The following is a 15,263-nucleotide window of genomic DNA, read 5'->3' as shown; positions in this document are numbered from 1 at the left end:
CCGCTATGATGGCTGAATGGAGACTTCCACCACCAGTTTCATTGTCGAGAGCCTGACCCGGGCCATCGTCGAACACCGTCTTCTGCCCGGCACCAAGCTGGCCGAGCAGAAATTGGCAGACCATTTCGGCGTCTCGCGCACCCTGGTGCGCCAGGCGCTGTTCCAGCTGTCGCAAAACCGCCTGATCCGGCTCGAACCCGCGCGCGGGGCCTTCGTGGCTACGCCCTCGGTGGACGAGGCGCGCCAGGTCTTCGCCGTGCGCCGCATGCTCGAAGCCGAGATGGTGCGCGCCTTCATCGCCCAGAGCACGCCGGCCAAGATCCGCGCGCTGCGGCAGCACGTGGCGGCCGAGAAAAAGGCCATGGACGGCAACGACGTCGGCCAGCGTACCGAGCTGCTGGGCGACTTCCACGTGCGCATGGCCGAGCTCATGGGCAACGAGGTGCTGGCCCAGCTGCTGGGCGAGCTGATCTCGCGCTGCGCGCTGATCACGCTGATGTACCAGTCCAGCACGGCTGCCGAGCATTCCCATGACGAGCATGCCGAAATCGTCACGGCCCTGGCCGGCGGCGACGCCGACCACGCCGTGCAGCTCATGCAGCAGCACCTGGACCACGTGGAAGCCGGCCTGACCTTCGACCGCGACATGCCGACCAGCGATCTTTCGATGGCCCTTTCCTCCGTATCCGCATGACCTACGACGCCACTGCCCCCTATCCCCGCGACCTGATCGGCTACGGTCGCACGCCCCCCCACGCCCGCTGGCCAGGCCAGGCCCGCGTGGCCGTGCAGTTCGTCCTCAACTATGAAGAGGGCGGCGAGAACTGCGTGCTGCACGGCGACGCCGCCAGCGAGCAGTTCCTGTCCGAAATGTTCAACCCGGCCGCCTACCCCGAGCGCCACATGAGCATGGAAGGCATCTATGAATACGGCTCGCGCGCAGGCGGCTGGCGCATCCTGCGCGAGGTCGAGAAGCGCGGCCTGCCGCTGACCGTGTTCGGCGTGGCCACGGCCCTGCAAAAGCACCGCGAGCTGGCCCAGGCCTTCGACGAGCTGGGCCATGAAGTGGCCTGCCACGGCCTCAAGTGGATCCACTACCAGGGCGTGCCCGCCGAGGTGGAACGCGCCCACATGCAGCAGTGCATGGAGATCTTCGGCGAGCTGTACGGCCACGATGGCGACCACGGCCTGGGCTGGTACACGGGCCGCGACAGCCCCAACACCCACCGCCTGGTGGCCGACGACGGCCGCTTCGCCTACGACAGCGACTACTACGGCGACGACCTGCCCTTCTGGATGAAGGTCGGCAAGAGCGACGGCAGCACCCGCAGCCAGCTCATCGTGCCCTACACGCTGGACTGCAACGACATGCGCTTTGCCCTGCCCCAGGGCTACTCGCACGCCGACCCGTTCTTCCAATACCTGAAGGACACGTTCGACGCCCTCTACGCCGAGGGCGATCCGGCCGGCGATGACTCCCCCAAGATGATGAGCATTGGCATGCACTGCCGCCTGCTGGGCCGCCCCGGCCGCATCACGGCACTGCAGCGCTTTCTGGACCACATTCAGCGGCACGACAAGGTCTGGGTCTGCCGCCGCATCGACCTCGCGCGCCACTGGGCGCACCACCATCCCGACAAGGAATAACGCAGCATGGCTCTGACGCTGGAACAACTCAACGCCGCCGACCTGGCCACCGCCGCCGGTCTGCTCGACGGCCTCTACGAACACTCGCCCTGGATTGCCGAGGCCGCGCTGGCCCAGCGCCCCTTCCGCTCGCTGGCACAGATCAAGTACGCCATGGCCCAGGTGCTGGACAAGGCACCCGTGCAGGCCAAGCTCGACCTGATCCGCGCCCACCCGGAGCTGGCCGGCAAAGCCATGGAGACCAACACGCTCACGGCCGAATCCACCAACGAGCAGAACAAGGCGGGCCTGACCCGCTGCACGCCCGAGGAGCTGGAGCACATCCGCAAGCTCAACGCCGAGTACGGCAAGCGCTTCGGCTTTCCCTTCATCCTGGCCGTGCGCGGTCCGCGCGGCGCGGGCCTGGCCAAGGCCGAGATCATCGAGACCTTCGAGCGCCGCCTGCACAACCACCCCGACTTCGAGCTGGGCGAGGCGCTGCGCAACATCCACCGCATTGCCGAGATCCGCCTGAACGACAAGTTCGGCTACACGCCCGAGCTGGGCAACGATGTCTGGGACTGGCAGGAAAAGCTGGCCCAGCACAGCGACCCCGGCTATGCCGAAAAGGGCCAGCTCACCGTCACCTACCTGACCGATGCCCACCGCGCCTGCGCCCAGCGCATCAGCCACTGGATGCGCGACTGCGGCTTCGACGAGGTCGAGATCGACGCCGTGGGCAACGTCGTGGGCCGCTACAAGGCGGCCACCGAGGACGCCAAGACCCTGCTGACCGGCAGCCACTACGACACCGTGCGCAACGGCGGCAAGTACGACGGCCGCCTGGGCATCTTCGTGCCCATGGCCTGCGTGCGCGAGCTGCACCGCCAGGGCAAGCGCCTGCCGTTCCACATCGAGGTCGTGGGCTTTTCCGAAGAGGAAGGCCAGCGCTACAAGGCCACCTTCCTGGGCTCGGGCGCACTGATCGGCGACTTCAGGCAGGAATGGCTGGAGCAAAAGGACGCCGACGGCATCACCCTGCGCGAGGCCATGCAGCACGCCGGCCTGTGCATTGACGACATTCCGAAGCTGCAGCGCGATCCGGCCCGCTACCTGGGCTTCATCGAAGTGCACATCGAACAGGGCCCGGTGCTCAACGAGCTGGACATCCCGCTGGGCATCGTCACCTCCATCAACGGCAGCGCGCGCTACATCTGCGAGATGATCGGCATGGCCAGCCACGCCGGCACCACGCCCATGGACCGCCGCCGCGATGCCGCCTGCGGCGTGGCCGAGCTGGCGCTGTACATCGAAAAGCGCGCCGCGCGCGACGGCACCTCGGTGGCCACCATGGGCCAGCTCAATGTGCCCAGCGGCTCGGTCAACGTGGTCCCCGGCCGCTGCCAGTTCAGCCTGGACCTGCGCGCGCCCACCAACGAACAGCGCGACGCCATGGTGGCCGACATCCTGGCCGAGATCGAGGCCATCGCCCAGCGCCGTGGCCTGCGCTACAGCACCGAGCTGGCCATGAAGGCCGCCGCCGCTCCCAGCGCCCCCGAATGGCAGCAGCGCTGGGAAGCCGCCGTGGACGCCCTGGGCGTGCCCCTGTACCGCATGCCCAGCGGCGCCGGCCACGACGCCATGAAGCTGCACGAAATCATGCCCCAGGCCATGCTGTTCGTGCGCGGCCTGAACGCCGGCATCAGCCACAACCCGCTGGAAAGCTCCACCGCCGACGACATGCAACTGTCCGTCGATGCCTTCTCCCACGTACTGAACCAGCTGGCCCAAGAGCAGCAATGACCGACATGAACCAAGACAAGCAAGCCACCTACGCCGCCCTGGACGCCTGGATCGACCAGCATTTCGATGAAGAGGTGCAATTCCTGCAGGCCCTGGTCCAGGTTCCGACCGACACCCCGCCCGGCAACAACGCACCCCACGCCGAGCGCACGGCCGAGCTGCTCAAGACCCTGGGCTACGAGGCCGAGAAGCACACCGTGCCCGAGGCCGACGTCAAGGCCTACGGCATGGAGTCCATCACCAACCTGATCGTGCGCCGCCCCTACGGCAGCGCAGGTGACGCCGGCGGCCTGACCATCGCGCTGAACGCCCACGGCGACGTGGTGCCGCCCGGTGAAGGCTGGACCCAGGACCCCTATGGCGCCGCCATCGAGGACGGCAAGCTCTACGGCCGCGCCGCCGCCGTGAGCAAGAGCGACTTCGCCACCTTCACCTACGCCGTGCGTGCGCTCGAAGCCGTGGCCCGGCCCTCCAAGGGCGCGGTGGAACTGCACTTCACCTATGACGAGGAATTCGGCGGCATCCTGGGCCCCGGCTGGCTGCTGGCCAACAACCTCACCAAGCCCGACCTCATGGTCGCGGCCGGCTTCAGCTACGAAGTCGTCACCGCCCACAACGGCTGCCTGCAGATGGAAGTGACCGTGCAGGGCAAGATGGCCCACGCCGCCGTGCCCCACACGGGCGTGGACGCGCTGCAGGCCGCCGTGGTGCTGATGAATGCGCTGTACGCCGAGAACACCAAGTACCAGCAGGTGACCTCCAAGGTGCCGGGCATCAAGCACCCCTACCTGAACATCGGCCGCATCGAAGGCGGCACCAACACCAACGTGGTGCCCGGCAAGGTCGTGCTCAAGATCGACCGCCGCATGATCCCCGAGGAGAACCCGGCCGAGGTCGAGGCCAGCATCCGCGCCGTCATCGCCCAGGCCATTGCCGACTTCAACGCCAAGGGCGGCTACACGGGCGAGGATGCCGTGCGCGTGGACATCAAGCGCCTGCTGCTGGCCAATGCCATGACGCCGCTGGCGGGCAACAAGCCCCTTGTGGACGCCATCCAGGCCCATGGCGAAGCCGTGTTCGGCGAGAAGCCCCCGGCCGTGGGCACGCCGCTGTACACCGACGTGCGCCTGTATGTGGAGCGCGGCATTCCCGGCGTGATCTACGGCGCCGGCCCGCGCACCGTGCTGGAATCCCACGCCAAGCGCGCCGACGAGCGCCTGGTGCTGGAGGACCTGCGCCGTGCCACCAAGGTCATCGCGCGCATGCTGTGCGACCTGACGGCCTGACCATCTGACGGCCCGCATCAAGGCCTGACACCCAAGCCCGGCGCCGCCGGGCTTTTTTGCGCCCGGGCACCGCATCGGGGCGCATGCACCACCGCAGCCCATGCCGTGCGCCAGAGCCGCGCACGAGCCGCGCACGAGCCGCGCCCAAGCCGCGCCAAGCCGCGCGGTAGCGGCCGCCAGGCACCAGCACGGTGCCTGGTGCTTGCCAGGCGGCTGGCATCCATCTTGCAATGCACCATGGCACTCCCGCCCTGGCAGGCGATGCGCACCAAAACGGGTTGGCGCGACTGCCGCAACAGGGTTTACCGGGAGCAGAAATTTCCCATGATCTGTATACACTTTTTGTATGGATGTTGGCGCCGAACCCTGCCACGCCGGCGTCCGTTCCCATAAATCCCGAGGAGACAAATCCCCATGCAATCTTCCGTTCATCCCGTCGATGAGATGCTGCCCGCAGGCAAGCTCACGGCGCTGGGCCTGCAGCACGTTCTCGTGATGTATGCGGGCGCCGTGGCCGTGCCCCTGATCGTCGGCCGCGCACTCAACCTGCCGCCCGAGCAGGTGGCCCACCTGATCTCGGCCGACCTGTTTTGCTGCGGCCTGATCACGCTGATCCAGGCCATGGGCGCGACCCAGTGGTTCGGCATCAAGCTGCCCGTGATGATGGGCGTGACCTTCGCCAGCGTGGCGCCCATGGTGTCCATGGCGCAGAGCACGGGCGGCTCGGCGGGGGCGGGGCTGATCTTCGGCTCGGTGATCGGGGCGGGGATCGTGTCCATCCTCATCGCCCCGCTGATCAGCCGCATGCTGCGCTTTTTCCCGCCCGTGGTGACCGGCACCATCATTGCCGTCATCGGCATCAGCCTGATGCGCGTGGGCGTGAACTGGATCTTCGGCAACCCCGTCGGCCCCACCGCTCCCAGCGTGCCCAACCCCGAGCACCTGAAATGGCTGGCCGACGCCCAGGCCACGGCCGGCGCGCCAGGCTCCTCGCTGCCGCCCGTGCCCAAGGGTTTCGCGGTCGTGCCCACCATTCCCAATCCCAAGTACGGCGACCTGACCGGCGTGGGCATCTCGGCCATCGTGCTGCTGTCCATCCTGCTGATCGCGCGCTTTGCCAAGGGCTTCCTGGCCAACGTCTCGGTGCTCATGGGCATCCTGATCGGTGGCGTGCTGTCCGTGGCCATGGGCCTGATGGACTTCAGCAAGGTCGCCAAGGCCGAATGGTTCACGATGGTGCTGCCCTTCGAGATCGCCACGCCGGTGTTCGACCCCATCCTCATCCTCACCATGAGCCTGGTGATGGTGGTGGTGATGATCGAGTCCACCGGCATGTTCCTGGCCCTGGGTGACATGACCGATCGCAAGATCAGCCAGGACGAGCTGACGCGCGGCCTGCGCACCGACGGCCTGGGCACGCTGATCGGCGGCATCTTCAACACCTTCCCCTACACCAGCTTCTCGCAGAACGTGGGCCTGGTCGCCGTCACCGGCGTCAAGAGCCGCTGGGTCTGCGTGGCCGGCGGCGTGATCCTGATCGTGCTGGGCGTGCTGCCCAAGATGGGCGCCCTGGTCGAGTCCCTGCCCACCGTGGTGCTGGGCGGCGCGGGCCTGGTGATGTTCGGCATGGTGGCCTCCACCGGCATCCGCATCCTGAGCAACGTGGATTTCCAGACCAACCGCAACAACGCCATGATCGTTGCCGTGTCCATCGGCGTGGGCATGATTCCGCTGGTGGCGCCGAATTTCCGCCAATGGATGCCCCACGGCATTCATCCGTTGATCGAATCCGGTATCCTGCTGGCCTCGATTACCGCGGTGGCATTGAACATTTTCTTCAACGGAGCCAGCAGCGATACCTCTGCTGCCGTCCGGGCCGCACGCCAGGCAGACGCCCACTGATGAAACAGTGCCCGCCCTGGCGGGCACGCCCAACAATCGCCCGGCCTACCCGCCGGGCTGTGCGCCCCCTGCCGTCCATAGGCGCCAGGGGGCTTGTTGTCGAAATCCCTGAGGCAAAACTGTCCTGACCCTCATAGGCTGTAGCTATCCGGTAAGCTCCGAGAGCATTTGCAGAGAATTCCTGTATGACCCAAAACCTGTCCAACGCCGAACAAGCCCTGCGCGACGCAGCCCGCGAATACCATCGCAGCCCCAACAAGGGCAAGATCTCCGTCACGCCCACCAAGCCCTTGTCCAACCAGCGCGACCTGTCGCTGGCCTATTCGCCCGGCGTGGCCTACCCCTGCCTGGACATCCAGGCCGACCCCTCGCTGGCCGCCGAATACACGGCGCGCGGCAACCTGGTCGGCGTCATCACCAACGGCACGGCCGTGCTGGGCCTGGGTGACATCGGCCCGCTGGCCGGCAAGCCGGTGATGGAAGGCAAGGGCTGCCTGTTCAAGAAGTTCGCCGGCGTCGACGTGTTCGACATCGAACTGGCCGAGCGCGATCCGGACAAGCTGATCGAGATCATCGCCTCGCTCGAACCCACGCTGGGCGGCATCAACCTTGAGGACATCAAGGCGCCCGAGTGCTTCTACATCGAGCAGGAGCTGTCCAAGCGCATGAACATCCCCGTGTTCCATGACGACCAGCACGGCACGGCCATCATCTCCAGCGCCGCCCTGCTCAACGGGCTGGAGCTGGTGGACAAGCAGATCGGCAACGTCAAGATCGCCGTCTCCGGTGCCGGCGCCGCTGCCATCGCCTGCGTGAACGTGATGGTGGGCCTGGGCGTCAAGCGCGAAAACGTCTTCATGTGCGACTCCAAGGGCGTGATCTACGAAGGCCGCCCCGGTGGCCTGGATGCCTCCAAGGCCCAGTACGCGCAAAAGACGGACGCCCGCACCCTGGCCGATGCCGTCAAGGACGCCGACGTCTTCCTGGGCTGCTCGGCTCCCGGCGTGCTCACTGCCGACATGGTCAAGACCATGGCCGACAAGCCCATCATCCTGGCCCTGGCCAACCCCGAACCCGAGATCCGCCCCGAGCTGGCCAAGGCCGTGCGCCCGGACTGCATCATGGCCACGGGCCGTTCGGACTACCCCAACCAGGTCAACAACGTCCTGTGCTTCCCCTACATCTTCCGTGGCGCGCTGGACTGCGGCGCCACCAAGATCACCGAAGCCATGAAGCTGGCCTGCGTGCGCGAAATCGCCGCACTGGCCAAGCAGGACGTCAGCGATGAAGTCGCCGCCGCCTACCAGGGCAAGGAGCTGAAGTTCGGCCCCGACTACCTGATCCCCACGCCCTTCGACACCCGCCTGATCCTGCGCATCGCGCCGGCCGTGGCCAAGGCTGCCGAAGAGTCCGGCGTCGCCACCCGCCCCATCGCCGACTACGACGCCTACCGCGAGAGCCTGACCCGCTTCGTCTACCAGACCAGCATGTTCATGCGTCCGGTGTTCGCCGCTGCCAAGGCCAACCAGCAGCGCGTGGCCTATGCCGAAGGCGAGGACGAGCGCGTGCTGCGCGCCGCCCAGGTCGCCGTCGATGACGGCCTGGCCAAGCCCATCCTGATCGGCCGACCCGCCGTGATCGAGGCCCGCATCGCCAAGGCCGGCCTGCGCCTGGTGCTGGGCAAGGACGTGGAGATCTGCAACCCCGAGGACGATCCGCGCTTCCGCCAGTACTGGGAAACCTACCACCGCCTGATGGGCCGCAACGGCGTCACGCCCGAGACCGCCAAGGCCGCCGTGCGCCGCTCCAACACGTTGATCGCCGCGCTCATGGTCCACCTGGGCGATGCCGACGCCATGCTCTGCGGCCTGGTCGGCAAGTTCGACAGCCACCTGGCCCATGTGCGCGACGTGCTCGGCCTCAAGCAAGGCGCCGGCGAGTTCGCCACCGTCAACGCCGTGATGCTGGACAGCGGCACGCTGTTCATCGCCGACACCTACATCAACGAGGCGCCCAACGCCACCGAGCTGGCCGACATCGCCCGCCTGGCGGCCGAGGAAGTGGCCCGCTTCGGCCTGCCGCCCAAGGTGGCCTTCCTGTCGCACAGCAACTACGGTTCGTCCAGCCGCCCCTCGGCGCTGAAGATGCGCGCCGCGCGCGACCTGTTCGCCGCCGCCAACCCCGACGTGGAATGCGATGGCGAAATGCACGGCGACTCCGCCCTGTCCGAAGCCATCCGCGACCGCGCCCTGCTCGAGTCCTCGCTGCACGGCGAGGCCAACGTGCTGATCTGCCCCAACCTCGACGCCGCGAACATCCTGTTCAACGTGCTCAAGACCACGGGCGGCCACGGCACGACCATCGGCCCCATCCTGCTGGGCGGCGCCGCGGCAGCCCATGTGCTGACCCCCTCCGCCACCGTGCGCCGCGTGGTCAACATGACGGCCCTGGCCGCAGCCCAGGCCATCGCTGCCCGCGGCTGATTCGCGCCGCACCCAAAAAAGGCGCCCCTTCACAGGGGCGTTTTTTTACGCCCCCTGCCCCGGCAGGAGCGGCATAAGCCCGGCTAGAATACGCAGCTTCGGAGACTTGGGTGAGCGGTTTAAACCAGCAGTCTTGAAAACTGCCGACGGGCAACCGTCCGTGAGTTCGAATCTCACAGTCTCCGCCAGATGACTAGGAAACAAGCGCTTTGCAAGGCGCTTTTTTCTTGTACCCATCAATGGACCGGGTGATGGCAAGCGTAGGCAGATCGCATCCCAAGGATGATCCGGAGCGAACCACGCCAATCGGTATGGTTCGCTACGGGCATGAGTTTTTGGTTTCTGCCTTCATTCTGTATAGAAATGCAGCTGAAGCAGACCACCGGATGGTCATACCTCCTGTACCTGCCATGTACCTTCTAGGTCATGGTCTGGAGTTGACCTTCAAGGCATATCTGTTAGCCAACGATGTTAGCCTCGCTCATCTTCGGCAGGCGGTGGGCCACGACCTGGAGAAGGCCCTCCTCGAAAGCAGGGCGCAAGGCTTAGACAGTTTGGTCCAGTGGAGCGCCTGTGAGGAGGCGGCCTTAACACTGTTAAACAGGCTCTACCGCTCGAAGGAGCTAGAGTACATCGTGACTGGAACCAAGCTCATTCCGCACTATCCATGGTTGCAGAATTTCGCAGTTCACACTTTCGACGCTGTAGCGAGCATGCTTGGCTTCCGGGAACGACTAACTTCTTGGAGCTTGTCAGACCCAAGAGCCTGGCAGCATCCCTGCTGAAGCAGCCAACTGTGCTATGTGCTTAGCGAGAGAACCTATGCCACATGATCTTGAACCCGTGCAGTGGATCGCCACATGCAGTGCATCTTCATGCTGAGCCACCAAGGGTTCCTAAAGTTTTCAAACACATCTTGGACTGGTACAATCCCCAAGACAACTGGATGTCCATCCAGTACTCTCACGGAGCAAGGCGATAAAAGTGCGAATTTACATCAATGGATAATATCTTTCATATAAAAGAGGTTTTATTTATTTCGCAGAAGGAGGCGCTAAATGAATGAAAAAAGTTTGGCTGTTGCACAATACATCCTATCCCAACGCATTCAAGTTGGCGATCAGGTTACTCCAATGCAATTAATTAAGCTCGTTTATATTGCAGAAGGAATTATGCTTGGACGCAATGGCAGATCACTAATAAATGAGCGAGTCGAGGCCTGGGAATATGGCCCAGTCATACGCAGCGTTTATCACGCCGTAAGAGAGTTTCGCAGCAATCCTGTTAGCTATGTTCCAGGCGCAAACCCAAATTATCCATTCAATCATGATGAGATTGAGGTAATGAATGCTGTCGCCCGCTCTTATGGACCTCATGATGGCATAAGACTTTCTGCCGCAACACATCAGCCCGGCACACCATGGTCTCAAACATGGGAAGGTCTTGGAAGAAATGGCACGATCTCTACAGATATAATCGAAAATCACTATAGCCGTTTGCTTAATGGCAACACTACGGGACTTTAAAAGTGGCTGCCACTCGTGAACCACTGGAGCTTGGTGATGGACTCGGACTTCCTTCCGATGGCGTCGGCCAAGATGGTAAGGCAGCTGTTGAAGCGCGAATGTTTAACACTGGTGACGATTTAGAAAAGGATGGAAAGACCCGAGAGCATAATCGTTATCAAAGTTTTCGCGATCATGCTAACGTGGCTGCAATTATGGTCTTCTGGACAGTAGTTCTGATGCTGCTGTGGGGTGTTGTGGTTTATGCAGCGCATATGTTGATGCCTAATCTGGTGAATTTTTTATCAGAAAAACAGCTTTCTCGTCTCGAATCTTTACTTGGGACCGCTCTACTTTCAAGTGCTTTGACTGGCTATGTAAATAAGCGCATGACAGACTGACAAATGATTTAGCGAAGTTATGGAAATAGATCTCTTCCTATCAGAGCTGATTGTTCCTTGGTTAGTTTTCTCTGTCGCAGTTGGCGTTCTTTGTCAATCTTTTGGCTGTCGTGGTATAGCGTGGTTCTTTGTTTCTCTAGCCATTTCCCCCCCCATTGCGGCCGTTTTAGCCATCGTGAGAAAACCTGTTTGGAATAGTCTACGTTCTTCATTCGAGAGATTTAGAGAAAAAAATAAAAAACCTTCTTTAACAGATAACAAGAATCCAGAAAACTCTCGATCTGCGCCATAACAGATTCCAGAAAGACTTCACCTGCCTAGCCAAGTTTAGGTGGCATAGGGGCGCAACATCTATCGCTCCATCTGTTCCGTTATGCCACTCTTCCAAGGAGGGAGGTGATGATGATGGACGCGCAGTCTCTGTACACACGCCAAGCTGCCGCTTTCCGCAGCGATATGAAGCAGACGTGCGCCGCGCTGGTCGGCATTGTTCAAGGGGTGCTTGCCGACGGCGAGCTGCACGACCGGGAAATCCAGTTCCTCGATGAGTGGTTGACCAAGGCAGAGAGCGTGCTCTCCTGTGGCCAGGCACCGTCATCGACGCCCAGGTGAAGCACATCCTTGCTGATGGCTTGGTCACACCTGAGGAGCGAGCCCAACTCATTGCCACGCTCAATGTGCTCATCGGAGGCGCTTTGGAACATTTGGCCGGGACGCCCCGCATCACCACACTAGCCTTTGACGACGATGTGGCGATCGAGCACCGCGAACGCCTGTTCTGCTTCACGGGAGACTTTGCATTCGGTCCGAGGAGCATCTGCGAGAAAGCAGTCATTGCCCGCGGTGGGAGTGTTGCCAACGTCACCAAAAAGATTCACTACTTGGTCATCGGCGGCCTTGGCAGTGCTGAATGGAAGCACGGATCTTTCGGTACGAAGATCGAGAAGGCCATGGAGCTAAAACAGAAGGGACTGGATCTCAAGATCGTCCCAGAAGGTGCATGGGCCATGGCGCTTGGCGCCACGCCAGTGCATTCGATCTACAGCTAGCGCCGTGTTGTACAGGCTGGAAGCCGTCTATCAATGCTATGGCCAAGGCCCTGGGTTTTGATGCCAGATAATCCGACATCAAAGGCGACCGGAATCATGGCCGCTTGTGCGCACGTCGTGTGAGAAGGGGGTGTCAGTTTCGACACCCCCTTTTTGGGACACGGTCCATGGCTCTCATGCATGGCAAGCGCCCGCCTATGGCTTTATTTCAGATGCAGTACCCGGCTCAGATTTGAGCCGGGCCTCATGTCACCAGTTCGAACAAGAGTAAGTGCTCAGCTGAGCCTCGCTACTGCAGTGTTGGTGCGGCGTCGTGTCTCGTCCGCCAGTTGGTTCTGGGTCCTGCGGTCGATACGGCCTTGCACCACGAACTGGTTGTGCTGGGTGAATCCGCCGCCACCCCTCCTGATAGGGTCCACTCTGCCGTTGCCAGAGCTCATCAGGAACGTCCTGCCGCCCTGGGTGAGTAGCTCATCATCTTTCTCATTCACCTCGTAGAACTTGCCGGCCTGGACAGGTCCGCCATTTGCACGCGCGCCTCCGAAGAGCCCGCCCAGGAAGTCCAGGATGCCGCCCCCAGAGGTCACCGCTTGGCCTCCCAAGCCGGTTGTAGCGCTCGCCGCTGCTGCTGCCAGTGCGGATATCGATGCCGCTGCCGTGGCCGCGCTCGTGGCAAGGGCTGCCGTCGATGCAGAAGCGCCTGCCGCAACCCCGTCCCCAGAGTTGCTACCCAGCCCCAGAACATTGCTCAGGAAGCCCTCAATCTGGCTGTTGGCGGTGCTGGCTGCCTTGGCAGTGCCAAGAACGTTTTGGGAGAACCAGCTCCCCACGCCACCAGGCCCTATCTCACTGAAGAGGGACTTCATGAGGTTCTCGCCCAGCCTCTGGGCCACGAGATTGTTGAAGGTCTGGAACACCGTGTTGCCCAGGTCCAGCACGGCGTCCTTGGCACTTTTAGAGCCACTGGAGATGTCACGGAAGAAGCTGCCGGCAGCAGTGTTCAAGTCCTTGTTGATCATGTTCGCGATGGGGTCTGCTGAAGCCAGCAGCTCGGCCATCTGCTGCCTCAACTGACCAATGGCCAGGCTCTGTTCGGGCGTCAGTTTCCCGATCTGCGAGAGCTTGTCGATCTCCTGCTGCATCAGGCCCAGGCGAGCGCGACGTGCCTCTCCGGTCTTCTGCAGGGCTTCCAGTTCGCCGACGGCGCCCGTCTCACGATCCAATGCGATCCGCTGCTCGGACAGGTGCAGGTCTCCCAGGATGCGGTTGAAATCCTGAGTCACTTTGTTAATGGAGGCCTGGCCCATCTCATACTGGCGCAGCTCCTCGATCTGTTTGATCTGGCCGCTCATGTTGTTGGCCTCGAGCATCTTGCGCAGACTCTCGTTCTGGGCATCGAAGCGAATGGCAGCGGCGCCCGCCAGGTTCCCTTTCATCTCCTGATACCTGGCGTTCAGGTCTTCCACCGATCGCGTGAGATCCTTCAGGGACTCTTGCTGCTTGATATCCATCTCGATACCCGTCAAGCCAGCGTCCTGCAGCAGCTTGCGGCGCTTGTCGAGCAGCTCATTGATCTTGCCCTCAGCATCTGCACGATCAGTCTTCTTGTCGGCCTTGGATTGGTACTCCTGCAGCGCCTTGACCTGGGCGTCATAGGCTTTTACCTGGGCCTGGGTGGACTCATCGACAATGGCCCGCTGCACGTCGTAGTAGTCCTTGATCGAGATGAGGCCCTGGCTGTTGTAGAGATCCAGCATGCGGTTGCGGTCTGCCATCAAGCTGGTTTCGGCCGCGATCATCCGCTCGATGCCTTTCAGTTCGTTGTCCAGCAGCTTGGACGTGGGGTCGTCAGACCCACCGCCCTTGGCGAACTTCTTGCGGATGTCAGCCGCCTTGCGGTTGTATGCCTCCAGAGCCGATGTGTACTGCGCACTTCCCTTGACCAGACCTTGAGTCGCTGACTCGAAGGCGACCTTCTCCGCGGACAGCTCGGCATTCATCTTCGCGGAGTCAGACCTTCGATCGGCAAGGTACTTGTCGAGGAAGTTGCCGCTGCCGGTGTTGGGCGCGCTCACCGAGGGCTTGGATCCGTCAGCAGACACAGCGAACTGTTTGAGAGCTTCGGATGCTGCCGACGCCTCCTGGCTGACCGAAGCAATGCGCTGCCGCAGCTTGTCCAGGCTTTGCTGATTCCTACCCACGTTGTCGCCGCGGTCAATAGCGACCTGGTAGCGCTCGGCCATATCGGTCAGCCGTTTGAGGTTGTCCTGTGCCGCCTGGGAACGTTGCTGCAGCTGGCCGAACTCATCGCTGCCCGTTAGCCCAGCAACCACGCGGCCGAAGGTGATCAGCGAAGCACGGGCGATCCCTTCTGTCTCAGACACCTTCAACAAGTATTTGTTTAGCTCAGCGAGTGCGGAGATGCCTGGGCCTGCAATCTTTGCTGCAAGGCCTGTGGTGGCCTTGTCGAGTTGCTCCAGGTCATCACGCAGTTGCTTGGAGGCAGCAATCGTCTCGCTGCTCAGGATCGATCCCAGACGCTGCGCCCGGTCGCCCAGTTCCTGAAGCCCTTTGCCGCCATCACGCAGCAGCGGGATAAGGGCAGTGGTGTCGCTGGCCATGGACTCCAGGTAGAAGCTCATCTCCTTCTGACCGAGGCCCGCCTTCTCCAAGCTGTTGTAGTACAGCTGGAGCGCCTCGGGGCCAGAGAGATTGCGGAAGGCATCAGCAGTGATGTCGATCCTTGGCGCGATCTGCTCGAAGAAGTCCTTCATGCCGCCGCCACCGGTCTGCTGGAACTCGCCCACCTTCTCGTTGAAGTCCTTCAACTGGTCGGCCAACTTCTCCTGCGAGATACCGACGGTCTGCGAGGCGCTGGCCCATCGCTGGAACTCCGTGACGCCGGCATTGGCCAGTTCGCTGGAGCGCGCGATCTCCGCTCCAGCACTGACGGCGCGGGATGTGAAGACACTCAATGCGCCGGCCGCTGCAGTCGATGCGACGGTCGCGGCGCTCACAGCTTTGCTCCAGGCCGCGTCAATCGACTTGGCCAGCTTTTCGTGCTCTTCTTTGAGCTTCTTCGCTGTCTTGTCCGTCTGCCGTTCGGCCTGGTTCATGCCAGCAGTGAAGCCGCCTACACGGGCGATCAGATCGAGCGTCAATACGCCGAGGCTACGTGATGCCATGATCGTTCTCCTTTGTTCATTGG

12 protein-coding genes and 1 tRNA gene are annotated in these 15,263 nt (G+C 62.6%); 12 read left to right on the top strand and 1 reads right to left on the bottom strand.

The features are described from left to right. Positions 1 to 16: 16 nt before the first annotated feature. The 12 genes from BW39_RS20820 (at position 17) to BW39_RS29900 (ending at position 12,055) form a co-directional block, all read left to right on the top strand. Positions 17 to 694: a GntR family transcriptional regulator gene (locus BW39_RS20820; RefSeq protein ID WP_012204034.1), complete on the top strand. Its 678-nt coding sequence runs from the start codon at positions 17 to 19 to the stop codon at positions 692 to 694. After that, positions 691 to 1,647 (top strand): allantoinase PuuE, encoded by a 957-nt coding sequence (gene puuE, locus BW39_RS20815; RefSeq protein WP_043823987.1) that lies wholly within the window; start codon positions 691 to 693, stop codon positions 1,645 to 1,647. Before BW39_RS20820 ends, puuE begins: the two co-directional genes overlap by 4 nt. A gap of 6 nt (positions 1,648 to 1,653) precedes the next feature. After that, positions 1,654 to 3,429 carry a 2-oxo-4-hydroxy-4-carboxy-5-ureidoimidazoline decarboxylase gene (gene uraD, locus BW39_RS20810; RefSeq protein WP_043823985.1) on the top strand — a complete coding sequence of 592 codons (1,776 nt, stop codon included), beginning with the start codon at positions 1,654 to 1,656 and terminating at the stop codon, positions 3,427 to 3,429. Further along, entirely contained in the window at positions 3,426 to 4,715 is a 1,290-nt protein-coding gene (locus BW39_RS20805) for a M20 family metallopeptidase (RefSeq protein ID WP_043823982.1), read from the top strand. The genes uraD and BW39_RS20805 overlap by 4 nt, the downstream gene beginning before the upstream one ends. Positions 4,716 to 5,129: 414 nt before the next feature. Further along, entirely contained in the window at positions 5,130 to 6,617 is a 1,488-nt protein-coding gene (locus tag BW39_RS20800) for a nucleobase:cation symporter-2 family protein (RefSeq protein ID WP_013803717.1), read from the top strand. Between the two features lie 185 nt (positions 6,618 to 6,802). Next, positions 6,803 to 9,100, top strand: a complete 2,298-nt coding sequence (locus tag BW39_RS20795; RefSeq protein WP_012204029.1) for an NADP-dependent malic enzyme — start codon at positions 6,803 to 6,805, stop codon at positions 9,098 to 9,100. Positions 9,101 to 9,200: 100 nt separating this feature from the next. Then, positions 9,201 to 9,288: transfer RNA gene (locus BW39_RS20790), tRNA-Ser, on the top strand. 63 nt (positions 9,289 to 9,351) lie between these two features. Further along, positions 9,352 to 9,885, top strand: coding sequence for a hypothetical protein (locus tag BW39_RS20785; RefSeq protein ID WP_235264256.1), 534 nt, complete (start codon positions 9,352 to 9,354; stop codon positions 9,883 to 9,885). 273 nt (positions 9,886 to 10,158) lie between these two features. Next, positions 10,159 to 10,626, top strand: a complete 468-nt coding sequence (locus BW39_RS30555; protein WP_081816272.1) for a Panacea domain-containing protein — start codon at positions 10,159 to 10,161, stop codon at positions 10,624 to 10,626. Positions 10,627 to 10,628: 2 nt separating this feature from the next. After that, complete coding sequence (locus BW39_RS31265) at positions 10,629 to 11,006, top strand: hypothetical protein (protein ID WP_152547290.1); 378 nt, start codon at positions 10,629 to 10,631, stop codon at positions 11,004 to 11,006. Between the two features lie 399 nt (positions 11,007 to 11,405). After that, on the top strand, positions 11,406 to 11,618 hold the full coding sequence (locus BW39_RS31760; protein WP_043823976.1) for a hypothetical protein: 213 nt from the start codon (positions 11,406 to 11,408) through the stop codon (positions 11,616 to 11,618). Then, positions 11,615 to 12,055, top strand: coding sequence for a BRCT domain-containing protein (locus tag BW39_RS29900; RefSeq protein WP_200871536.1), 441 nt, complete (start codon positions 11,615 to 11,617; stop codon positions 12,053 to 12,055). Before BW39_RS31760 ends, BW39_RS29900 begins: the two co-directional genes overlap by 4 nt. Before the next feature lie 275 nt (positions 12,056 to 12,330). Here BW39_RS29900 and BW39_RS29895 read toward each other — a convergent pair whose 3' ends face one another. Further along, positions 12,331 to 15,240, bottom strand: a complete 2,910-nt coding sequence (locus tag BW39_RS29895; RefSeq protein ID WP_152547289.1) for a hypothetical protein — start codon at positions 15,238 to 15,240, stop codon at positions 12,331 to 12,333. Positions 15,241 to 15,263: the final 23 nt, after the last annotated feature.

It is taken from the genome of Delftia sp. RIT313 (genome assembly GCF_000632165.1).
Classification (GTDB): Bacteria; Pseudomonadota; Gammaproteobacteria; order Burkholderiales; family Burkholderiaceae_C; genus Comamonas; species Comamonas acidovorans.
Note: the sequence above shows the minus strand (reverse complement) of the source record. Positions and strands in the feature narration are given on the sequence as shown.